Annotated in this window: 19 protein-coding genes and 1 pseudogene; 8 read left to right on the forward strand and 12 right to left on the reverse strand. The window is 37.7% G+C overall.

The window, feature by feature from the left end:
• Positions 1-34 precede the first annotated feature (34 nt).
• Positions 35-541: a restriction endonuclease subunit S gene (locus HNR69_RS07125; protein ID WP_075294489.1), complete on the forward strand. Its 507-nt coding sequence runs from the start codon at positions 35-37 to the stop codon at positions 539-541.
• A gap of 12 nt (positions 542-553) precedes the next feature.
• Here the strand turns inward: HNR69_RS07125 and HNR69_RS07130 are convergent, their stop codons facing one another.
• The 3 genes and pseudogenes from HNR69_RS07130 to pyrG (HNR69_RS07140) all read right to left on the reverse strand — a co-directional run.
• Positions 554-1,480, reverse strand: a complete 927-nt coding sequence (locus HNR69_RS07130; protein WP_075294490.1) for a site-specific integrase — start codon at positions 1,478-1,480, stop codon at positions 554-556.
• Positions 1,481-1,500: 20 nt separating this feature from the next.
• The gene (locus HNR69_RS07135) at positions 1,501-1,992 is read right to left on the reverse strand and encodes a restriction endonuclease subunit S (protein ID WP_075294491.1); all 492 of its coding nucleotides are present in this window, start codon (positions 1,990-1,992) and stop codon (positions 1,501-1,503) included.
• 132 nt (positions 1,993-2,124) lie between these two features.
• Positions 2,125-2,296, reverse strand: a pseudogene (gene pyrG / locus HNR69_RS07140) (CTP synthetase); the annotation flags it as partial.
• 40 nt (positions 2,297-2,336) lie between these two features.
• On the opposite strand from pyrG (HNR69_RS07140), the gene HNR69_RS07145 reads away from it, so the two are divergent.
• Complete coding sequence (locus tag HNR69_RS07145) at positions 2,337-4,172, forward strand: acyltransferase family protein (RefSeq protein ID WP_136122290.1); 1,836 nt, start codon at positions 2,337-2,339, stop codon at positions 4,170-4,172.
• Positions 4,173-4,219: 47 nt separating this feature from the next.
• Here the strand turns inward: HNR69_RS07145 and pyrG (HNR69_RS07150) are convergent, their stop codons facing one another.
• Together pyrG (HNR69_RS07150) and tkt are read right to left on the reverse strand one after the other, a co-directional pair.
• Positions 4,220-5,848, reverse strand: a complete 1,629-nt coding sequence (gene pyrG / locus HNR69_RS07150) for a glutamine hydrolyzing CTP synthase (protein ID WP_075294488.1) — start codon at positions 5,846-5,848, stop codon at positions 4,220-4,222.
• Between the two features lie 226 nt (positions 5,849-6,074).
• Positions 6,075-8,081 carry a transketolase gene (gene tkt / locus HNR69_RS07155; protein WP_075294487.1) on the reverse strand — a complete coding sequence of 669 codons (2,007 nt, stop codon included), beginning with the start codon at positions 8,079-8,081 and terminating at the stop codon, positions 6,075-6,077.
• A 280-nt stretch (positions 8,082-8,361) separates the two neighbouring features.
• Between tkt and luxS the strand changes: the two genes are divergently transcribed.
• Both luxS and purT read left to right on the forward strand, forming a co-directional pair.
• The gene (gene luxS, locus HNR69_RS07160) at positions 8,362-8,868 is read left to right on the forward strand and encodes an S-ribosylhomocysteine lyase (protein WP_012340791.1); all 507 of its coding nucleotides are present in this window, start codon (positions 8,362-8,364) and stop codon (positions 8,866-8,868) included.
• Between the two features lie 40 nt (positions 8,869-8,908).
• Entirely contained in the window at positions 8,909-10,090 is a 1,182-nt protein-coding gene (gene purT / locus HNR69_RS07165) for a formate-dependent phosphoribosylglycinamide formyltransferase (protein WP_075294519.1), read from the forward strand.
• 56 nt (positions 10,091-10,146) lie between these two features.
• On the opposite strand, the gene hemB is transcribed toward purT, so the two are convergent.
• The 7 genes from hemB to ubiE all read right to left on the reverse strand — a co-directional run bounded on the left by hemB (position 10,147) and on the right by ubiE (position 15,916).
• Positions 10,147-11,169 carry a porphobilinogen synthase gene (gene hemB / locus HNR69_RS07170; protein WP_075294486.1) on the reverse strand — a complete coding sequence of 341 codons (1,023 nt, stop codon included), beginning with the start codon at positions 11,167-11,169 and terminating at the stop codon, positions 10,147-10,149.
• A 65-nt stretch (positions 11,170-11,234) separates the two neighbouring features.
• The gene (tatC, locus tag HNR69_RS07175) at positions 11,235-11,972 is read right to left on the reverse strand and encodes a twin-arginine translocase subunit TatC (RefSeq protein ID WP_011608704.1); all 738 of its coding nucleotides are present in this window, start codon (positions 11,970-11,972) and stop codon (positions 11,235-11,237) included.
• The gene (gene tatB / locus HNR69_RS07180; protein WP_075294485.1) at positions 11,969-12,523 is read right to left on the reverse strand and encodes a Sec-independent protein translocase protein TatB; all 555 of its coding nucleotides are present in this window, start codon (positions 12,521-12,523) and stop codon (positions 11,969-11,971) included. Before tatB ends, tatC begins: the two co-directional genes overlap by 4 nt.
• Before the next feature lie 3 nt (positions 12,524-12,526).
• Positions 12,527-12,748 carry a Sec-independent protein translocase subunit TatA gene (gene tatA / locus HNR69_RS07185; protein WP_075294484.1) on the reverse strand — a complete coding sequence of 74 codons (222 nt, stop codon included), beginning with the start codon at positions 12,746-12,748 and terminating at the stop codon, positions 12,527-12,529.
• Positions 12,749-12,852: 104 nt separating this feature from the next.
• Positions 12,853-14,487, reverse strand: coding sequence for a ubiquinone biosynthesis regulatory protein kinase UbiB (gene ubiB / locus HNR69_RS07190; RefSeq protein WP_075294518.1), 1,635 nt, complete (start codon positions 14,485-14,487; stop codon positions 12,853-12,855).
• Positions 14,487-15,122 (reverse strand): ubiquinone biosynthesis accessory factor UbiJ, encoded by a 636-nt coding sequence (locus tag HNR69_RS07195; protein WP_075294483.1) that lies wholly within the window; start codon positions 15,120-15,122, stop codon positions 14,487-14,489. Before HNR69_RS07195 ends, ubiB begins: the two co-directional genes overlap by 1 nt.
• Before the next feature lie 8 nt (positions 15,123-15,130).
• Complete coding sequence (gene ubiE / locus HNR69_RS07200) at positions 15,131-15,916, reverse strand: bifunctional demethylmenaquinone methyltransferase/2-methoxy-6-polyprenyl-1,4-benzoquinol methylase UbiE (protein WP_075294482.1); 786 nt, start codon at positions 15,914-15,916, stop codon at positions 15,131-15,133.
• Positions 15,917-16,098: 182 nt separating this feature from the next.
• Between ubiE and HNR69_RS07205 the strand changes: the two genes are divergently transcribed.
• From HNR69_RS07205 to HNR69_RS07215, 4 genes are all read left to right on the forward strand, one after another.
• The gene (locus tag HNR69_RS07205) at positions 16,099-16,809 is read left to right on the forward strand and encodes a 7-cyano-7-deazaguanine/7-aminomethyl-7-deazaguanine transporter (protein ID WP_012340783.1); all 711 of its coding nucleotides are present in this window, start codon (positions 16,099-16,101) and stop codon (positions 16,807-16,809) included.
• 464 nt (positions 16,810-17,273) lie between these two features.
• Positions 17,274-17,570 (forward strand): hypothetical protein, encoded by a 297-nt coding sequence (locus HNR69_RS09780; RefSeq protein ID WP_012340782.1) that lies wholly within the window; start codon positions 17,274-17,276, stop codon positions 17,568-17,570.
• Positions 17,567-17,752 (forward strand): ShlB/FhaC/HecB family hemolysin secretion/activation protein, encoded by a 186-nt coding sequence (locus HNR69_RS09785; RefSeq protein WP_370510274.1) that lies wholly within the window; start codon positions 17,567-17,569, stop codon positions 17,750-17,752. Before HNR69_RS09780 ends, HNR69_RS09785 begins: the two co-directional genes overlap by 4 nt.
• On the forward strand, positions 17,721-24,097 hold a 6,377-nt coding region (locus tag HNR69_RS07215; protein ID WP_183405661.1), incomplete at its 3' end, for a two-partner secretion domain-containing protein. The genes HNR69_RS09785 and HNR69_RS07215, both read left to right, overlap by 32 nt.

Below are 24,097 nucleotides of genomic sequence, written 5' to 3' on the forward strand. Positions count from 1 at the left end.
CACTTTTGAGAAAAAAACTTACGCTTGGGAACAGTTGCCGTTTAAAAAATTGGCAAATATTCGACGAGGATTAACATATAAGCCAACAGATCTTGCAGAAACAGGTATACGAGTTCTTCGTTCTTCGAATATAAATGAGGACATTTTTTTGCTACAAAATGATGATGTTTTTGTTGATCCTAAAACTGTAAATATTCCACTAGTGCAAGAAAATGAAATTTTAATCACATCTGCAAATGGTTCAAGTCGGCTGGTTGGGAAACATGCTTTAATCAAAGGTGCAACGAATTCAGTCGCTGGCGGATTCATGTTAGTTGCTCAAGCTAAAAACCCCAGTTTTGTAAATTCATTAATGAATTCGACTTGGTATTCAAAATTCATTAGTACATATGTAGCTGGCGGAAATGGTGCGATAGGTAATTTAAGCAAACAGGACTTAGAAGAACAACTTGTACAAGTTCCATCTAAACAAGAACAACAAAAAATCGGTACATTTTTCACCGCACTTGATCGCTACATCACCATTCATCAGCGTAAGTGACGTAGCTCTAAATTAACTTAAATTTGATAAAGAACGCATTACAATATCAATATCTCGATTTTCCAATTCTTGAATAATGTGCAAATATGTTTTTTGCGTGGTCGTCATATTTGAATGTCCTAAACGCCTTGCAACACTTGCAATAGATACCCCGGCGAATAGCAACAATGACGCATGAGTGTGTCGCAAACCATGTAGTGAAATAATTGGGATATTTGCTTTTTTACAACGCCTAATCAGGATATCATTCACTGTGGAATTAAAAATTTTTTTACGAACAAAAATAGGCTGTTCTTCAGGCTTATTTTTAATTAACTCAGCAAATTGAATAATAGTTTGCCAATCCAAAGGAATTTTTCGTACTGATGAACGATTTTTCGTAGGCTGAAAACCACCACCATCTTTATAATTCCAAGTTTTATTAATTGTCAGTGTTTGATGTGAAAAATCAAAATCTTTTGGTGTTAATGCCAAAGCCTCTGAAAACCGCATCCCTGTTTTAGCAATTAATAAAATAAACCAATCCCAGTTAATTTCTTTGGTTAAATTTAATTGTGTAATTAACGTATGCAGTTCAAATTGATTTAAGTATTTTGTTTTTTTCAAACGAGGTGGGCGACCTTTGATAATTGCTTTTCTTGTGGGATCTCTTGGTAATAACCCTTCATCTACCGCATCAAGAATTGCACCTTTCAGTTGATGATGAAAATCCATCGTGGTCTGCCTTTCGTGATAACAGGCATAATCATTGAGTAATTGTTGATAACTTATGCGATTAAGATCACGCAATAAGAGATTTGGAATCAATTTTTTTAGCCACTCTAATGTCATTAGATATTTTGCCATAGTGACCTTTCTAATAGCCCCCTCTTTGTACATATAAATCCAGCGTGAATAGTATTGATAAAACAGCTCTTTGTTTGAATTTACTTCATTCATAATATATCTCCTTGTATGTATTACTTACGCTGATGAATGGTGATGTAGCGATCAAGTGCGGTGAAAAATGTACCGATTTTTTGTTGTTCTTGGGGGTTAGGTAAATGAAATTGAATTTTTGAAAAAGTATTAAATTGGACTCTTTGCTTTTCAATCAATGAGCCTGTTGCATTTTCTTTATATAAAGATATTGCTTGAGATGTTTTAAGCCAAACTTTCATATACAAATCATCCGTAATATGAGAAGTCTTCATAGTTACATAATATCCAGATATAGCTACAGAATAAGGCATATCATTGTAACCTACAGCCCCAAGAGTCATATTCATTGGGTTATACACAAATTCATTTGTGTGAACTAATTTAAAGCTATCTTCTTTTTTTACCAAAAAATCTCTTTGATAACGTTCAGTTTTCGGAGTTAGTCCATTTTCAACAGTCAAACTCCAAAGTTCCGCATTATGCTTTTTAGGATTAATATATTCTGATGTTTGGACAAAAGCTTCCCCCAACTTCCTCTGTTCCCAAGCGTAAGTTTACATAAAACAAAAAGGCTATCAAATGATTGTATGATAGCCTTAATGAGATAACTTAAATTTTTCTATTTTATACTATAATTATTTTCTCTGATTTTCCTTAGTCGCTTTTACACCACGATAGTCAAAGCTACTGGGAATTAAAATACCTATGCCTTTCGTTTCGACATCTTGCGAATCAATGTATTTAATATTAACTTCACCTATTGGATTTGCTTCTTGATAAAACACTTTTTCCCCATTCAGATAAATCCGCTTCTTGACAATCAAGAAAAAATTGATATAAGGCACTCTATTTTTGTTCATGAAAAAAGGATATTATGTCAAAACTTTATTATCGGCCCGAAATTGATGGACTACGTGCTGTTGCTGTTTTATCCGTCATATTATTTCATCTAAATCCAACTTGGTTACCAGGCGGTTTTTTAGGCGTTGATATTTTCTTTGTTATTTCCGGCTATTTAATTACTTCAATTATTAGCCAAGAGATCCAAAATAATACTTTTTCCTACAAAGATTTTTATAATCGCCGTATTAAAAGAATTTACCCCGTTTTTATTTTAGTACTGGCTATTGCTTCTGTGCTTGCTTCGTTATTTTTTGTTCATTATGAATATTCGCAATTCCGAAGAATTATCAACTCAGCAGCACTATTTGTGTCTAATTTTTATTTAGCTCATCGACAAGGTTATTTTGACTTATCTGCCAATGAAAATCCCATTTTACATATTTGGTCATTAGCAGTTGAAGAGCAATATTATTTATTTTTCCCTCTTTTATTGGTTGTTGCCTATAAAAAATTTAAAACTCATCAAGTATTTAAACCTATAGTATTAGGTTTAACCTTACTTTTTATTTTAACGTCATTTATCCCTCAATCAATTTATATCAAAATCGGTTGGAGTAATACTTATTACATTTCTTTCATACGTTTTCCGGAGCTTTTAATCGGATCTTATCTTGCATTAAGTAAACCAAGAGTAAAGCCTGTTAATAATTTTGTTGGTTTCGGTATTTTTATTGCACTTATCTTAACGCTATTCTTTTACCATAAATCAATGCCGTTAATGCCAGGCATTGTTCTACTCCTACCTTGTATTTTAACCGCACTTCTTATTCATTTCTCCTCCCAAAACTCATGGGGGGGGGTAAAAACTCTCTTATCATTAAAGCCCATCGTATGGGTAGGTAAGTTATCTTATTCTCTCTATCTGTTTCATTGGATTTTTATTGCTTTTACGTATTATATTTCAGGTGAAAAGGAACTTCCTCGAGGTGCAATTTTACCAATCATCGTACTCACTTTTATTTGTTCGGCATTAAGTTATTATTTATTGGAACAACCTATTAGAAAATCTAAATTAACCTTTAAACAGTCTTTTTTCCTATTATATTTAATCCCATCATTAGTTGTCATCGGCTACAATTTAAGTGTACGTTCTCATATAAAGCATAAAACTTCTGCTTTACAAGCTCAGAAAGCGGAACAAGAAGTATTGCCTCTCAATATTCCAAGTAAAATTTTAACCATAGGCGATTCGCATGCAGGGCATCTAGAAGATTTTTTAAATTATGTCGGTTCAAAAGAAGGGTGGCGTTCGGATATCTTAAACATTCGTGATTGCCTCTCATTTGAGGATAAAGATTGTGTGCAATACTGGCAAAAAATTGAATCTTATCCTGTCATTTTTATTTCCATGTTTTATGAATTAAAAAGAGGCGGTACACCTGTACCGAGATTCAATCCTAATTCCTTTGTAATTTCTGATTTTGATCAAAAATTTCAAGCGATGGTTAAACATCTAGCAAAAACAAAAAAAGTCTATGTGTTTGCGAATAATATCTCGTTAAATCGTTCCGCTCTTAGAAATGCATTCTTAGCAAAATATGACTTAGATAAATATTTAAATCCGATCCAAAAATTGGCGGACAATACCGCAAGCAACAATGAAATCTTCCAATTAATTAAAAACATTCCGAATGTTACATGGGTTAATGCGGCAAAATATTTAGGTGATACAGTTTATGTAGGAAATAAATCTATTTATGGCGATCAAGATCATTTTACTCCGTTCGGGTCTTACTACATGGGAACCCTATTCCATGAAAAAGAAAGATTGCTCTCTCCTCAACTTGTGTCGGAACTATATCAATAAGAAAAAAATAGCTTGGATTTCCCAAGCTATTTTTATTTTCTGCACGTTTATTTTTTCCGGTTTTCGCTTGCGGCTTTTACAAAGCCTGCAAATAGCGGATGTCCATCACGTGGTGTTGAAGTAAACTCCGGATGAAATTGACAAGCAACAAACCAAGGATGATTTGGTACTTCGATAATTTCTACCAATTTTTTATCCGCACTTAAGCCTGTTACTTTCAGTCCTGCTTTCTCAACTTGCGGACGAATAACGTTATTCACTTCATAACGATGACGATGACGCTCCTCAATAATATCCGAACCGTATAATTGATGTGCTAAACTTCCTTCGACTAAATGACATTGCTGTGCACCTAACCGCATTGTCCCACCTAAATCGCTTTCATCAGAACGCACTTCCACATTACCTTCTGCATCTTGCCATTCAGTAATTAACGCAATAACTGGATATTCACAAGTGCGGTCAAATTCGGAAGAATTTGCACCTTTTAGTCCGGCAACATGACGTGCATATTCAATAAACGCCACTTGCATACCTAAACAAATTCCTAAATAAGGTACGTTGTTTTCACGAGCATATTGTGCTGTTAAGATTTTGCCCTCTACACCACGATAGCCAAAGCCACCGGGAATTAAAATACCATCCAAATCTTTTAAAATATCTATGCCTTTTGTTTCTACATCTTGCGAATCAATGTATTTAATATTAACGGTTAAACGATTGGTCAATCCCGCATGCTTCAAGGCTTCATTAACAGATTTATAAGCATCAGGTAATTCCGTGTACTTACCTACCATGCCAATAGTGACTTCACCTGTCGGATTTGCTTCTTGATAAAGCACTTTTTCCCATTCAGATAAATCCGCTTCTTGACAATCAAGACGGAAACGTTGGCAAATAAAATCATCTAACCCTTGTGATTTTAATAAAGCCGGAATTTGATAAATAGATGATACATCTTTTAAAGAAATAACCGCTCTTTCCGGTACATTACAGAAAAGAGCAATTTTCGCACGCTCATTAGGTGGAATCATGCGATCTGAACGACAAATTAATACATCAGGCTGAATACCAATTGAGAGTAACTCTTTAACGGAATGTTGTGTCGGTTTGGTTTTTACCTCTCCGGCAGTTGGAATATAAGGTACCAAAGTTAGATGCATAAAAATAGTCCGTTCACGCCCAACTTGGACGGCTAACTGGCGTAATGCCTCTAAAAATGGCAACGATTCAATATCACCAACGGTTCCACCCACTTCAACAATGGCAACATCATATCCTGCTGCACCATCAATGACACGAGATTTAATTTCATTAGTAATATGCGGAATAACTTGAATAGTTGCACCCAAATAATCACCACGACGTTCTTTACGCAAAACTTCTGAATAAATTTTTCCTGCCGTAAAGTTATTACGTTTCGTCATTTTAGTACGAATAAAACGCTCATAATGCCCTAAATCAAGATCTGTTTCAGCACCGTCTTGAGTCACAAAAACTTCACCATGTTGTGTCGGACTCATTGTCCCCGGATCTACATTAATATAAGGATCGAGTTTCATAATAGTTACATTTAAGCCACGAGCTTCTAAAATCGCAGCTAAAGATGCCGCTGCAATTCCTTTTCCCAAAGAAGATACAACGCCGCCGGTTACAAAAATATAATTGGTAGCCATATTAAACCTATGTGTTTTTGATATGAAAATAAGTGTTGGAGAATTTGCTTTGACAACAAACAACTTCCCATAAAGACGGGACAATAGTTTACATTAAAGGGGGATCTAACTCAATGCTATTAAGACAAAATAGCGATTATTCTATTTGAGTTTTTATTCTTCACTTAACCAAAAAGCAAAAAAAAGCGGGTAAATTTACCCGCTCACAAAATTAAACTTTAACTGATTATAAAATCTCTTTTGCCTTTGCCACAATATTTTCAACAGTGAAGCCAAAGAGTTTAAACAGTTGAGCTGCCGGTGCTGATTCACCGAAGCTATTCATACCAACGATACGTCCGTTAGTACCAACATATTTGTACCAGAAATCTGAAATACCCGCTTCAATTGCAACACGTTTAGTCACCGCACTTGGTAATACTGCCTCACGGTACGCAACATCTTGTTTATCAAATACATTCGTACTCGGCATTGATACCACACGGACTTTCACGCCTTCCGCATCTAACGCTTCCGCTGCTTTCATCGCTAATTCCACTTCAGAACCTGTGGCGATCAAGATTAAATCCGGGCAATCACCTTTTTCACAGCATGCACGCAAGATATAACCGCCACGTTTCACGTTTTCCAATTGCTCAGAAGTGCGGTTCATTTGAGCAAGATTTTGTCGAGTGAAAATTAATGCACTTGGACCGTCTTGACGTTCAACCGCCGCTTTCCATGCGATTGCAGATTCCACTTGGTCGCAAGGTCGCCATGTTTCTAAATTTGGAATTAAGCGAAGTGCGGTTGTTTGCTCAACTGGTTGATGCGTCGGACCGTCTTCTCCTAAACCGATAGAGTCATGTGTATAAACAAATAATGAACGTTGTTTCATCAAGGCTGCCATACGCACTGCATTATGTGCATATTCCATAAACATTAAGAACGTTGCACCGTAAGGAATAAATCCGCCGTGTAATGCAATACCGTTCATAATGGCAGACATTCCGAATTCACGCACGCCATAATTAATATAGTTACCATCTATATTTTCTGTCGCACGAATGGGTTTTGAACCAGACCATAACGTTAAGTTTGACCCCGCTAAATCAGCTGACCCGCCTAAAAATTCCGGTAATAATTTTGCATACGCTTCAATCGCATTTTGTGACGCTTTGCGACTTGCAATATTGGCTGGATTTGCTTGTAATTTTTCAATAAAGGCTTGGCTTTCTGTTGCCCAGTTTGCCGGTAATTCCCCATTTAAACGGCGTTTAAATTCAACCGCTAATTCAGGATAAGCTTTCTCATAAGCGGCAAATTTTTCATTCCATGCGTTTTCCGCCACTTGTCCTTTTTCGTGAGCATTCCATTTTGCATAAATATCAGCAGGAATTTCAAAAGGTGCGTAATTCCAATTTAATGCTTGACGAGTTAAAGCGATTTCTTCATCACCTAATGGTGCCCCATGGCTATCATGAGTATTTTGCTTATTTGGAGAACCATAGCCAATAATCGTCTTACACATAATTAAAGTTGGTTTATTTTTCTCAGCCTGAGCTTGTTTTATTGCTTCAATAATTTGTTCTGCATTATGTCCATCAACAGCAGGAATAACATGCCAGCCGTAAGCCTCAAAGCGTTTTTGTGTATCATCAGTGAACCAACCATCTACATGACCGTCAATGGAAATATTATTATCATCATAAAAAGCAATCAATTTACCTAGACCTAACGTGCCGGCTAATGAACAAGCCTCATGAGAAATACCCTCCATTAAGCAACCATCCCCTAGAAAAACGTAAGTATGATGATCAACAATGTCATGACCTGCTCGATTAAATTGTGCAGCTAACGTTTTTTCTGCAATCGCCATGCCTACAGCGTTAGTAATGCCTTGACCTAATGGACCCGTTGTGGTTTCAATACCCGGAGCATAACCGTATTCAGGGTGCCCCGGAGTCTTGGAATGTAATTGACGAAATTGTTTTAAATCTTCGATAGAAAGATCGTAACCGGTGAGATGCAGTAAACTATAAATTAACATTGAGCCATGACCGTTAGATAACACAAAACGATCACGATTTGCCCATTGAGGATTAGTCGGATTATGATTTAAAAAATCACGCCATAATACTTCCGCAATATCCGCCATTCCCATCGGAGCTCCCGGATGCCCAGATTTTGCTTTTTGTACCGCATCCATACTTAAAAAACGGATTGCATTTGCCAATTCCCTACGAGTTACCATGATTATTCTCCTGCGAAGTTATGTTGAATTATTCGATCGGCTATTCTACCCTATTTTTATAAAAAAAAGACGAATTAATTTGATAGGATAAGAAAAAGTATAAAGCTCAATAAAATAAAGAAAATCTACATAAAATTTAAAATTATCGACAATAAATTAAAAATCATGACCTATATCATAAAAAATCAGGTTTTTGTTATAGCAATACGTTACAATACAATTTCTAGGTAAATACAATACCGGTCAATAATCTATTTTAATGCTCTCTAAAGGAAAAATTATGCCACTACTTGACAGTTTTAAAGTTGATCATACGAGAATGAATGCCCCTGCTGTGCGTGTTGCAAAAACAATGCGAACACCAAAAGGCGACAATATCACTGTTTTTGATCTTCGTTTTTGTATTCCTAATAAAGAAATCCTCTCTCCTAAAGGCATTCACACTTTAGAACACTTATTCGCAGGATTTATGCGTGATCATTTAAATAGTGAACAAATTGAAATTATTGATATTTCGCCCATGGGCTGTCGAACCGGATTTTATATGTCATTAATTGGCATGCCGAATGAACAACAAGTTGCAAACGCTTGGTCAGCTTCAATGCAAGATATTTTAAACGTCAAAAATCAAGCCGAAATTCCTGAACTAAACGAATATCAATGTGGAACCTATACTGAACATTCATTGGAAGATGCACATAATATTGCACGGAATATTCTTAATCGAGGCGTAGGTATTAATAAAAATGAAGATCTACTTTTAGATGATAATTTACTCAATTCTTAAATCTTATTTTAATAAAAAACACAATGTAAAAGGACAAAAAATGACAATATTAGGAACAGCTTTAACACCTAAAGCAACAAAAGTCATGCTTCTTGGTTCAGGTGAACTAGGCAAAGAAGTCGTTATAGAATTACAACGTCTTGGTGTAGAAGTGATTGCGGTAGATCGCTATGAAAATGCACCGGCACAACAAGTTGCACACCGCTCTTACACTATTTCAATGTTAGATGGAGATGCTTTGAAAGCATTAATTGAAAAAGAAAAACCAAATTATATCGTGCCGGAAGTCGAAGCAATCGCAACCTCAACACTAGTTGAATTGGAGCAAGCCGGCTTTAATGTTGTCCCAACTGCTAAAGCTACACAATTAACGATGAACCGTGAAGGTATTCGTCGCCTTGCAGCAGAAAAATTAAAGTTGCCAACATCAAATTATCAATTTGTAGATAATTTTGATGACTTTCAAAGTGCGGTCGAAAACCTTGGCATTCCTTGTGTGATCAAACCGATTATGTCTTCTTCTGGACATGGTCAGAGTATCTTAAAAAGCAAAGACGACCTACAAAAAGCATGGGACTATGCACAACAAGGGGGAAGAGCGGGAGCCGGTCGTGTGATCGTTGAAGGTTTCGTTAAATTTGATTATGAGATTACTTTATTAACTGTACGCCATGCAGAAGGAACTTCATTTCTAGCACCTATCGGACATCGTCAAGAAAAAGGGGACTATCGTGAGTCTTGGCAACCGCAAGCAATGTCTGAGCAAGCTCTCGCAAATGCTCAACATATTGCTGAAAAAATTACTACAGAACTCGGCGGACGCGGTATTTTTGGCGTAGAAATGTTTGTCTGTGGAGATGATGTTATTTTCAATGAAGTTTCTCCTCGCCCTCATGATACAGGAATGGTTACGTTAATCTCGCAAGAGCTTTCTGAATTTGCACTTCATGCAAGAGCTATATTAGGATTACCAATTCCTGAAATTAATTTAATTAGCCCAGCCGCCTCAAAAGCGATTGTCGTTGAAGGCAAATCTAACCAAGTACAATTTGGTAATTTATTCGAAGTATTACAAGAACCTAATACTAATATTCGCTTATTCGGCAAAGGCGAAGTCAATGGGCATCGTCGTTTAGGTGTTATTCTTGCACGTGATATTTCTGTTGATAAGGCGTTAGAAAAAGTTTCTCGAGCCTATGATAAATTAGACATACAATTGTAGATAAACAAAACCCACTTCGCTAACACGAAGTGGGTTAAAGTAAAATCTATTTTAAATTATTTATTCTTTTCGTCTAAATACAACCATTCCGCTACCTGTTTAGCAAAATAAGTTAAAATTCCGTCCGCACCTGCTCGTTTAAAGCAAAGTAAACTCTCCATAATACATTCTTTTTCTTTTAGCCAACCATTTTGAATAGCTGCCATGTGCATAGCGTATTCGCCAGATACTTGATAAGCAAAAGTCGGCACGCCGAATTGATCTTTAACTCGATAAACCATATCCAAATAGGGCATACCCGGTTTAACCATAACCATATCCGCACCTTCTTCAATATCAAGAGCAACCTCTTGTAATCCCTCATTAGAATTAGCAGGATCCAGTTGATAGGTTTTTTTGTCGCCCCCTTTTAAGTTTGATGCAGATCCGACAGCATCACGAAATGGTCCGTAATAATTTGAGGCATACTTAGCAGAATAAGCCATAATGAGTGTATTAACAAAGCCTTGCTTTTCAAGTGCGGTACGAATTCTACCAATTCTACCGTCCATCATATCGCTAGGGGCAACAATATCCGCCCCTGCTTGAGCATGAGAAAGGGCTTGTTTTATAAGTACATCAGAAGTTACATCATTGAGTACATATCCATATTCATCAATAATCCCATCTTGTCCATGAACAGTATAAGGATCTAAAGCCACATCAGTCAGCACGCCTAATTCCGGAAAATTTGCTTTTAATGCTTTTACCGCTCTTTGAACTAAACCGTCCGGATTATAAGCCTCTTCCGCCATTAAGGATTTTTTCTCTTGTTCAATAACGGGAAACAGTGCAATGACAGGCACACCGTATTTCACCAACAATTCCGCTTCAAGTAAGAGTTGATCGAGCGTTAACCTCTCCACATTGGGCATAGAAGGCACCGACTCACGATGATTTTCTCCCTCAATAATAAACACAGGATAAATCAAGTCATCTACTGTCAGCTTATTTTCCGACATTAAACGACGACTAAAATCCTGCTTACGCATACGACGTAAACGGCGTTGAGGATATCCGGTAAATATTTGTTTAGTCATTTTCCAATCCTTTCTACAAACTAGAGCAAATAATTTAATCTTATTCACTCAAATTCAAATCATTTTTATGATTTTTCCTGTTCATCTTTTGGCTGATAAAAACCCGCACAAATAACACCTATCTCAAATAATAAACACATCGGCAAAGCCAACAATGTTTGAGAAATCGCATCAGGAGGCGTTAGTAGCATACCAATAAAAAATGCGGCAACAATAATGTAAGGTCTTTTTTTTCTTAAATCATCCGGCGTAGTCACACCGCTCCAGCATAATAAAACAATGGCTACCGGCACTTCAAAACATATCCCAAAGGCCAAGAATAGGGCTAAAACAAAATCCAAATAACTACTAATATCCGTAGCGATAGCAACGCCTTCCGGTGCTGTCTTAGTTAAAAAAGCAAATACTAATGGGAATACCACATAATAAGCAAAGGCTACACCGAGATAGAACAACAATGTGCTGGAAAACAACAAAGGATATACCAACCGCTTTTCATGTTGATACAAGGCAGGAGCAACAAATGCCCAAACTTGATATAACAGAAAAGGCACTGAAATAAATAAAGCAACTACTGCGGTTAACTTAATCGGAGTAAAGAAAGGTGTCGCAATATTCGTCGCAATCATTGTTGCACCGGCAGGCAATACATCTAATAAAGGCGAGGCAACAAAGTTATAAATATCATTTGCAAAATAAACTAGGGCGAGAAATATTACGACCACAAAAACGATACAACGTAATAATCTATCACGCAGTTCTAATAAATGGCTAATTAAGGGCTGAGATTTTTCGACAGTCATACTTTTTCTTTGATATTTTCAATGGTTTCGTTAGATGAAGCAGTCGCCTGCTCATCCTCTGAAAAATCAGATTCTCCCATTTCCAGCATAGGCTCTCCTTCCTCAGCTAACTCTGCAAGTTCAGCAGGAGATAACTCACTGGAAGGAAAATCAAGATTTTTTTCTATTTCAGTCGTTGCAGTACCCTGTGAATTTTGCACCGCACTTTTCAGTTCTTGCACCTGCTCTTCAACAGAAGAATTTGTTTCAGCAGCTTTCTCCTCTAAATTCATTTTAATTTTTTGTGCTGATTGACGTAATTCTTCTACGGTTTCACTAAGTTCCGGAGATAATTGGGAAATATTGAGATCTTCAGCTTTTTTAATGCTTTCTTGTAACTCTTTCAGTTTTAATTCCTGACTAAGTTCATTTTGTACATTTGTCGCTAAGCTTCGCACAGTCCTTACCCAACCCATTACCGTACGAACAGCTACAGGCAAACGCTGTGGTCCCAGTACTATCAAGCCCACAACAAAAAGTAAAACAAGTTCGGAGAAACCAATATCAAACACAGATTATGCCTGCTCTTTTTGTTTTGAATTTTCGACTGAAGTTTGCTCTACCTCTTCGGAAATTTTTTTAAATTCGGCATCTTTAGGTTGATCATCCTTCATTGCTTTCTTGAAGTCTTTTACCGCACCGCCAAGATCTGAACCAATATTTCTTAATTTTTTAGTACCGAAAATAACCACAACAACTAAAAGCAAAATTAGTAATTGTTGCCAACTTAATCCCATTTTATTTCTCCTATGACATTAAACTTAATAAAAAATCTTGCAGAATATAACCATTTTAAATCATAGTGACAATAGCTAAACTGGATTATTTTTGATCTAACGCATTAAGGTAACAAAAAACCGATTAGCCAAACTAAAAAACCAACTAAGAATAACCCCGCACTTATCGCCAACGGCAATGCAGCGAATTGCCATAACGTTACAGAAAAAATCACTATTCCCACAATTAATACAAACATTTTCTTTTGCCAACGTTGTTGTTTAGCTAACTTCTTGTTAATTTCCACTAATTGCTGACTAATAAATTTTTGTTGTTTCAAGGCGTCCATTAAAGTTTCAGGAAAATCAGGTAGATGCTCCTGCAAATAAGGCAATTCGGCTTTCAACTTTTTAAATGTTGCCTTCATACCTATTTGCTCGTTCAACCAATTTTGCAAAAAGGGTTTTGCTGTATCCCATAAATCTAATTGAGGATAAAGTTGACGCCCTAATCCTTCAATATAAAGTAACGTTTTTTGCAATAACACTAACTGCGGTTGAACTTGCATATTAAATTCACGTGCTACATTAAATAAATTCAGTAAAACTTGTGCAAATGAAATTTCAGATAAAGGCTTGGCGAAAATCGGTTCACATACCTCTCGAAATGCTTGTTCGAAATCATCAATATTCGTATCTTGTGGGGTCCAGCCGGCATCTACGTGCATTTGTGCAACCCGACGATAATCACGATTAAAAAATGCCACAAAACTTTCGGCTAAATAGCGTTTATCACTCTCATTTAATTTCCCCACAATGCCACAGTCAATACCAATATATTGCGGATTTTCAGGATAATGAGGATTCACAAAAATATTGCCCGGATGCATATCCGCATGGAAAAAACTGTCACGAAATACCTGCGTAAAAAAGACCTGCACTCCCCGTTCCGCCAATAGTTTCATATTGGTGCCGTTTCGTTGCAATGTCTCAACATCGGAAACAGGAATGCCATAAATACGCTCCATCACAATCACATTTTTGTGGCAGAATGCTTCATACATTTTAGGAATATACAGCATTGGGCTATCAAGAAAATTTTCTCGCAACTTTATTGCATTCGCCATTTCGACACGTAAATCAAGTTCATCACGCAAAGTTTTTTCATATTCTTGAATAACTTCGACCGCTCTTAAACGATACCCCTCACGAAATAATTTGGGCAGTAACCCGGCTAATTTATACATCCAACTTAAATCCGCCTCAATTTGTGGCTGAATATTTGGACGCAACACCTTGATGACCACTTCCTTTTCCTGTTCCTCGCCCAATTTAAGTTTTGCAGTATGAACTTGTGCAATAGATGCGGAAGCAAGTGCATTTTCATCAAAATCTGTAAACCAATTTTCTAGAGAAGAACCCAAAGCTTGTTCTATTTGCTGACGAGCAATCTTTCCTGAAAAAGCCTCAACGTTATCTTGTAATAAAGCCAATTCATCAGCAATTTCCGCAGGAAATAAATCACGACGTGTCGATAACATTTGCCCCAACTTTATCCAAACCGGTCCTAACTCTTGTAAAGCCAAACGCAAACGTAATCCAAACGCTTTATTTTTATGTTGATTTTTTAACCAGAAAAATAACTTACGCCAACAACGAATTGGGCGAGTATATTTACTATGCGGTAGAATTTCATCAATACCATAAGACAAAAAAACACGTACTATTTTATATAAGCGTTTAATATCATTAAGTTTCATCATGCTAAAATCTGATTAATTTTTTGTTCTAAAAGTGCGGTCTGTTTTGCTAAACTTTCCACTTGATCGCAAAAATCCATAACAGCCAATTTGGGCGAAAGTACCGCCCACTCTTCGGTCAAACGTTCCGACCAAAATTGCTGACTTTGTGTAAGCCGATATTTTATTGCTTTCGTCAATTTTTTGAGAAAACTGACCGCACTATGTGCAACAACATCACCAACATAAGGAGAAATCAGCTCTTCCGGATCTTTTTCCAACATTTCCATTAACTCCACAAAATCTTGTAATATCTGCAAATCCCCGCTAAATTGAAGCGAATTATCATTAATAAATCGACTTATTTCCGATTTTTTCGGCATTTGCAATAATAAATTTACCGCAATATCCACTGTACAATCCGCCTCACCTTCATAATGGTTCAATAAATCCACTTGCTGTGCTGAAAAAACGAAATACAAAGAAAAATGTGTTTTTTGTAATGTCAGCTTTAAGATCTTACCTTGTAATTGACGCAAGTATCTTTCACGATGACTTGTCCGTCGCAAAAGATAATTTAATAACAGTTCACATCCCGCATTAATAAACTGCGGTAACATAAACTGTGTTTTCAAAGAATTAAAATCAGGCAACATACTCTATCCTAAAATTTATAGCCTCGGTGTAAAGCCACAATACCGGCGGTTAAATTATAATAACCGACTTGTTCAAAACCGACATTTATCATCATCTCTTTTAATATGTCCTGTTTCGGGTGCATACGGATAGATTCTGCCAAATAACGATAGCTGTCACTATCATTCACAACAATTTCACCAATTTTTGGCAATACATTAAAAGAATAAAAATGATAGATCTTACTTAAAGGATCCAAAATAGGTTTAGAAAACTCTAACACTAACAACCGTCCACCCGGTTTTAATACCCGAAACATTGAACGTAATGCTTTGTCTTTATCTGTTACATTACGCAACCCGAAACTGATTATCACACAGTCAAACGTATTATCTGCAAAAGGTAATTCTTCCGCATTGGCTTGCACATAATCAACATTACTCACGATACCAAGATTTCTTAATTTTTCACGTCCAACGTCCAACATTGAAGAATTAATATCCGCCAAAATCACTTTTCCCGTTTCACCTACGATACGAGAAAACTTTGCGGAAAAATCCCCTGTACCACCAGCAAGATCGAGGACTTTATGCCCCTTTCTCACTCCGCTACAATCAATAGTAAAGCGTTTCCAAACTCGATGAATGCCGAAAGAAAGTAAATCATTCATCAAATCATATTTTGCCGCTACGGAATGAAAAACATTGGCAACTAATTTTTGTTTCTCTGATTTTGCAACAGTTTGAAATCCAAAATGCGTTGTATCTTTGGAAAAGTGCGGTTGATTTTGTGCAAGATTTTCTGGTTCGCTCATGACTGTGATCCATTAAATGTAATATAAAAATTGTCGTGTAGAATAGCAAAAAAATAGCAATTTGGCTTGTAAATATTAGTTGAAATATTTTCTTAATTCAGTATCATTCTCCGTCTCCAATTTTGGACATGTTTATATTGGGTTCCCTAACCCCAATTTTATTTATCAAAAAGGTACACAAAATGAAAAACATCTCTTCGATCTTCAATGATCAACAAAAAAAACGTGCATTAATCATCTTGAGTTTCTTCCATATATTTATCATTACGGCAAGCAACTACCTCGTTCAAATTCCTTTTGAAATTACCATTCCTCTCACAACTTTAGGATTTGCGGAGAATTTTTCGTTTCACAATACATGGGGAGCTTTCACCTTTCCTTTTATTTTCTTAGCCACAGATTTAACCGTGCGAGTTTTTGGTGCTAGAGAAGCAAGATGGATTATTTTTGTCGTTATGATCCCCGCACTAATCATCAGCTATCTTGTTTCAACATTATTTTCCGATAGCCAATATCAAGGTTTACATGTACTTACATCATTTAACACATTTGTCTTCCGTATTGCGTTTGCCAGTTTTGCGGCTTACCTGTTTGGGCAACTATTAGATGTGTATGTATTTAACCATTTACGTAAATTAAAAACTTGGTGGATTGCACCAAGTTGCTCTATGGTATTCGGCTCACTGGCGGATACGTTCATATTCTTTGGTATTGCTTTCTACGCAAGTAACGATCCGTTTATGGCTGAACACTGGGTCGAAATCGGTTCTGTAGATTATTTATTTAAAATTTTCATTAGTATTCTATTCTTCGTACCTGCTTACGGTATCTTATTGAATTATATAATGAATAAATTACGTTTATTCTCAATGGAAGCTGCAACAACTGCTTAATCTCATTGAAATATAATGCAAACTATAGCGATCAGCACCAACTAATAAAACTATGTAATGTAATTTCACATACAAACCAAGTAATTTAATAGTTTTACTTAATACATGGTGGGATCGCATTTTGCTAAGTTGATTCAGAGATGACAGATGTATTCCAATCCCCATTGACATAAAACTCCAAAAGGAATGAAGTGTTCGGTATAAAATCCATCCATTTAAAAGATAAAACGGAGTTTGTCTATCCGTAACATAAATATAGGAGAATAATTTTCTCCCATTTTTCTTTTGGCTGAAGTAAGTGTATCACCAAACGGTACTAAACCATACCCGATAATATTCCCCGAACATCCCAACAAAATATCAACCATACTCTTCTTTTCCTAAATACTGAGTAACATTATTTGCAAAAAATGATAAATTCTATATTCTACTTAGAATGACTATATAATTTTCTATTTGATATTATGAAATGCCATCAAACACTCATTTTAAGCTTAATTTCTTCCGTAATATCCACTACCACTTTCACTAATACATTTGATACTCAATTAAACGATATAGCCCAACAACATCAGCAGGCAAAAGATGATAAATCACAGCCTAAACCCGATATTCGCCTAAATATCTCTCCCCCTGAATCACTTTTGCTTTCTTATACTGAATTGCCTTGCTATCCTATCCATCAATGGGCGTTTGATAACAGCTATATTTATTCAGGTGAAAGCGAAACCGATAAGCGCACATTGTTTTGTTTTATTTGATTTATCGTGACAGTCACAGAAAAACCACAATTTCCACCGCACTTTGGTCACATCAATCGCAAAACTATATTGATAAGTCGGAAATTGAAGTACAAAAACGCCGAATGGCAGGTTGGGATAATCAAAACGGAAAAATCAGGAGGATTTATTATGAACACACAACATTTTTGCATTATTTTTAGTAACCCCTTACAACGTTTAATCGTTGTATCAGAACTTGCAAAATCCCAAGACAAATCTTCATGTTCGTCTTCTGTTTGTTCAAAAAGTGCGGTCGATTTTTCTTCGCTTTTAGCTCTGTTAAAACCTCTTTGTTTCAGTTTGTTTTGTGCCTTGGAGTTTGTTTCTTTTTCTTCGTTTTTCTCTTCTGCTTTTGCTGAAACTTTAATTATTCAAGCGGATAAATCCGCCCCAAAAACCCAACAACCGATTGTTTTACAAACTACCAATGGGCTTCCGCAAGTCAATATTCAAACGCCCAATACCAAAGGGCTTTCCCATAATAAATATTCACAATTTGATGTTGCCGAGAAAGGAGTAATTTTAAATAACAGTCGCACAAGCACTTCTACCCAACTTGCAGGGCAGGTGACGGCTAATCCTTATCTCGCCCAAGGTGAGGCGAAAGTGATTTTAAACGAGATCAATTCTTCTTCGCCGTCCGTGATGAAAGGCTATGTGGAAGTAGCAGGCGGCAAAGCGGATGTGATTATAGCCAATCCCTCCGGGCTACATTGTGAAGGTTGCGGTGTGATAAATTCCGGTCGAGTGACGCTTTCTACAGGCAAGCCTGAGATTAAAAACGGGGAAGTGGAGAGTTTTAAAGTTGAAGCCGGTAAAGTCAATGTCAGCGGCAAAGGCTTGGACAACAGTCGTGTGGATTATACTGAAATCCTCGCTCGAGAAGCGGAAGTGAATGCAGGGATTTGGTCGAAAAAAGAAGCAACCGTTATCACAGGGAAAAATAGTATCAAGCGGTTTGATTCCGACAAAACTTTGCAAATTATTCACACAACCCAACACGTTTCAGGCGAGTCACAACCGCAATTTTCCCTTGATGTAGCAGAGCTTGGCGGAATGTATTCGGGCAAAATTTATCTTATCGGTACAGAAAACGGCGTTGGGGTACGCAATGCAGGGCATATTGGTGCAAGTAGCTCAGAGATAGTGATTGATAGTCAGGGCAAGATTGTGAATACCGCATCCGGTCAAATAATAGCAGCGACAAAAAACCGTCTTAAAACCGACCGCACTTTAGATAATGCAGGCAAGCTGTATGCAGAAGAGAGGGTTGAGGTAAAAGCAAAAGAGAATATCGAACAGACTTCGAGCGGTGTGATTCGAGGAAGACAAAATCGGATTGAAAGTGAAAAATCTCTGATTAACCGAGGTGCGGTATTAGGAACGGAAAAGACAGTTATCAAAGCAACAGAGACGGTGGAAAATATTGGCACGGGACAAATATTAGGCGATAAAGTCGCCATTGAAGCCGGTGCTCGTATTGTTAATCGAGACGAGCAACTATCAAGCAATAATAACGATGTTAAATCCGCCGTCATTGCCGCTCATAAACGATTGGATTTGGCAGCACCTGAACTGATAAACCAAAAACAATTTTTGACCATAGCAGAAAAGCAAAACGGTCAAATCACGGAAGGTCCAAGTCTGTTGAGTCAGGGGGATTTGTTTGTCGGTCGCCGTTTGAATTCAACTGAGGAAGTCGAGTTATCTTCTGAAAACTCATCTTTTGCCGATAATTTTAAAAATCAAAGTGGGTTGATTGATGTGGCCGGCAATGCTTATTTTGGAGTGAAATCCTTAATCAATAGTAACGAACATTTAAAAACAGCGTTTGAATTACAAAGTGATACCCAATTAAATGAACATTATTTATTACCCGAAGGACAACCTAATTCTGCCAAAATTGATTTTAACACCTTGCGTTGGATATCTTTTAGTCGAGCCGGTAAAGTAGCATCTCGAGCAACTGAGTTAAAAGAGAGAGAATCCAATGGCAACTTTAACGGTTATGTCTTACCGATGCCGAATGAAGAAAGTTGCAGCAATCTTACCGATAAGAAAAATTGTCAAATTAAACCACATTCTTTGTATCTACCTAATGACGGGGCTTGGTCACATTTTAATATTCATTTAGATGAAAAAGTACATTTGACCCTCAAAGATTATCCTGATGTAAATCTGTTACAAGCCTATTTTGACATTCCCAATGAACCCGAAAAACCCACTCGAGAAAATAATGAGTCAGAAGCGGATTTTGCTAAACGCCTACAAAGCTATGAAACCGAAAAAGCGGATTATGAGGTAAACAAGTTAGAATATCAGGCAAAACAGACCGCACTTTCATTGCAACTGAAACCTTATTTAGATTGGTTGAAAGCCAATGAGACACAATTTGAGCAATTAGAAAAGGCAATTGAAAAGCACAACGCCGCCTTTTCCAACAAAATCTATGATCGCTTTTGGGACATTAACCTCAACCGTCGCAAAATCAGCCAAACGGTGGTGAAACAAACCGCACCGGGTAAAATATTGGCTGGTGGCGATATGTGGTTTCAAGGTGCGGTGCATAATGACCGTTCGCTAATACTGTCCGGTGGAAATTTAGTAAGTCAAGATGAAAATAGTCCGTTTAAAAACACTGATGAAGAAGGCATTCATTCTACGGAAGAATTCGGTAATCACGAATTTACTTGGTCAAAATGGCGAGGAGGGTTCAAACGCTATTTCCAACGCAAATGGGGAGGACGACATGACCGCCATACCGTGGATAATGTGACTATTCCATTAAATGTGGTATTTAGTCAAACTCAAGGGGATTATGCCGTTGCTACGACAGTACAAAGCAATTCTCAAACTACAGCTCCATTTATTAAAATAACAGACGGCAAGGGTGAAATTCGTTTTACACAAGGGACAACAATACTACCGAGTTCTTCTCTTTATCAAATCAATCCGCAAGCGGACAGTCATATTTTAGTGGAAACCACCCCAGCCTTTACCGATTACCGTAAATGGTTAAGTAGTGATTATATGTTTAATGCTCTTCGTTATGACTCAAATCAAGTACAAAAACGTTTAGGCGACGGCTACTATGAACAACGCCTTGTGCGAGAACAACTTTATCAATTAACCGGTAAACTCCCTTCAGGGCATCAGCAAGATTTTGAAGTGCAATATCAAGCCTTAATGGATTCGGCAGTTAAATTCAGCCAAACTCTAGCGAATGAATTTACCCTACGACCTGGCGTGAAACTGAGTAAAGCACAAAGGGCAAGGTTGACTTCCGATATTGTGTGGCTGGAAACTGAAACAGTGACACTACCTAATGGAAGTCAACAAGAAGTATTGGTACCGAAAGTCTATCTTGTAGCGAACAAAGCAGATTTTTCACCATTAACCACAAAAGGCAGCCTGATTTCAGCGAATAACATTTATGCAAAAAACAGCGAACTGATTAACCAAGGCAGGATTTTCGGACGGGAAGTGATGCAGTTAAATGGCGATAGCTTGCATAATCAAGGTACCTTATCCGCCCAACGACTTTATGTTCAGACATCAGGGGATTTAACTAATGAAGGCGGACACATTGAAGCACAAAGCAGATTAGCCTTGAATGTAAGTGGCACATTTTCACACCGCTCAACCACGAAAACCGATGAAAGTAGCAATCCAAGTTATGGGTACCATTATAAAAACATGCACCTTGACCGTAAGGCATTACTCCACGTGAAAGGCGAAGACGGCACATTATATATCAACGCCGACAATCTTAACCAAATCGGCAGTGATATTATTAACAGTGGCACAGGTGACAGCCTGCTTAATATTAAAAACAGCCTAAAAAGCACCGCACTTTCCACCCAACACAGTGAAAAACTAGGGACAGGCGACCACCGCCGTCAAGAAACCAATCAAAACCTCATTATTAGCCGGATACAAAGCAACAGCAATATCCGCCTAGAAACCGATAATCTTTACACGCAAAGTACGGCGATTGAAACAGCGAAAAAACTGACCGCACTTGCAACAAATGAGATGGTATTTGGGGCAATGAAAACAGTATCAACACTTGAGGAACAGCATCGCTATAAAAGCGGTAATACTATTTCTAAGAAAAGTAAAGAAACGCACTATAACGAACAGCAAGATAACTATCAGGGTAGCTTGTTAAAAGGTGACAGTATTGCACTCGTAGCAGGTGATAAATTAAAAACCGAAGCTACCGATATAAATGCGAAACAACATATTGATATTACTGCAAAAGACATTAATTTGAATGTACTCATCAATACAAAAATGACGGACTATAGGGAGAAAGCCAAAAAAAGCGGTTTGAGTGGTAGTCTTTCGAATGGTGTTGTGTCGGTGGGCTATCAACGCAATAAAACTGAATCAAATAATCGAAGTCGCAATGAGGATGTGGTTGCAACACAACTGAATGCAAAAGGCAATATCCGAGTAATAGCTCAACATCAATTAACCTTGAATGCTACCGAAATCCATAGTAGTAGCGATACGCATCTTCAAGGTAGTAAGGTAAATATCAATGCGGTGGAAGAGCATCACCTTGGGCAAAGTCGCTATGTCAGCAAATCCGGTGGGGTTGGTGTGAATATGGTGTATAACCCGATTGAGGTGGGAAAAGAAAAATACAAACAACGTCGAGATCAAGGTGTTACAAATGGAATTGTTGGTGATGAGCTTTCACGTGCAGAGGCTATTACGGATACTACCGGTATGATAATGCGAGGTATTCAGCCTTACATCAAGCACCAAAGTCATCAATCCAACAAACAAACTGAACAGGTGATTGCTCAAAGTGCAAACATAGACACGCAAGGCAATTTAACGGTAGTCGCTACCGGTGGCGATATCATCACCCAAGGTGCAACTTTATCTGTGGAAAAAGATGCGACCTTTACGGCTGCCGGCGATGTTCATTTTGATGTAGCCATCAACCGTTATAGCCAATCGGCGAACAGTTCCAGTAAGGGATTTGAGCTTAACGGGTTAAATAAATATATAGCAGGTGTTGGCAAAGGGCGTGAAAACGGCAAGCAATCGTTGATTGAGGAAAAAGGCACGGTGATTTCCGTGGGCGGAAACAGCCAAACCACTGCTCAACAGGGCGACATCATAGGTAAAGGTTTAGTGTTGGTAAGTGAAGGCAATAACAGCTTCAGTGCGACAGGTGATATTCTTTTTACGACGGCGACTACCACACAAACTCAACGCCAAGCGAGAAAAAATCACGCCATTGGTGAGGTGGCGACATCAGAAACAGAGCGTTTCTTTGGTTATCATCGTGAGCGGTTTAATCAAGTTGGTGATAGTCTCCGTCATCAAGGCAGTCAAGTTGTCAGTCTTAATGGTAATGTGGAAATCAATGCAGGCAAGGATTATCATCAAACCTCAAGTCAAATACTGTCGAAAAACAAACTGCATATTACCGCAGAGAATATTGAAGCAGTGGCAGCTCATAATGAGCAAACACAACAACAAAGTCAAAGTGATTTGAAAATCGGACAATTTAGTCGCATCAAATCGCCGATTATTGATATTATCCAAACAGTTGAACGGGTGGTAAAAAACAAAGAGGCCTCTACAAGGCTTCAGACTGCACAAGCCTTAGGTTTGGCGGCTCAGGGTTATACATTAGCCGACAGCATTTATAAAATTGCCAATAAAACGCCGAATACCGGTTATTTGATACGAGTAGAAAGTGGCACAGGTGTCGCTCACAGTCGCCAATTACAGGAAAGTGAAGCTCATCTCAGTCAAGGGAATGTGTTAAATGGCAAAGAAGTGGTGCTAACAACTCGAGATGATAACACAGAAAGCAACGCACAAAACAGTAACAAAACCGACCGCACTTTATCGACTGAATCGAGGGCAAATCACAACCAAAGCGGTACAGGTAATATCCGCCTTGAGCATGCTGATATTGTGTCAAAAGACAAAGACGGCAACCGCCTTGAAAACAGTCGGATTGAGCTAAATGCAAACAAGATAGAAATAGAAGCAGGTGAAAGCCGGATCAAGGAAAAATCCCGTGGGCAAAATGTGGGTGTGGAAGTAGGTATGTTTGCTCAAGCAGGAGCACAAACGGGTGTAGGGGTTTATGCTACTGTCGGTGGCGGTAGTCAAAAAGCCAACGGAGAAAGTTCCACTTACCATAACAGTCATTTAGATGCAGAACATATTAAGTTTAACAGTCAAGGGAGCATTACCCTCAACGGCACAACCGCTACTGCTGAGCGAATTGATGTGAATGCTAAAGGCGACCTTCGGATTGAAAGCAAGCAAGACAGCAACAATTACAACAGCAAAGGCAGTCAGGCAGGGATTAGTGTAGATGTGAGTTTTGGTAATGCTTGGAGTGTGAGCGGTTTTGCTTCGGGTGAGAAAGGTAAAAGCAGTTATAAACAAGTTAATGAACAGGCAGGTTTAATTGCAGGCAAAGGCGGTTATCATATAGAGGCAAACAACGTCCACTTGAAAGGCAG

The sequence above is a fragment of the Histophilus somni genome, assembly GCF_014202395.1.
Lineage (GTDB): Bacteria > Pseudomonadota > Gammaproteobacteria > Enterobacterales > Pasteurellaceae > Histophilus > Histophilus somni.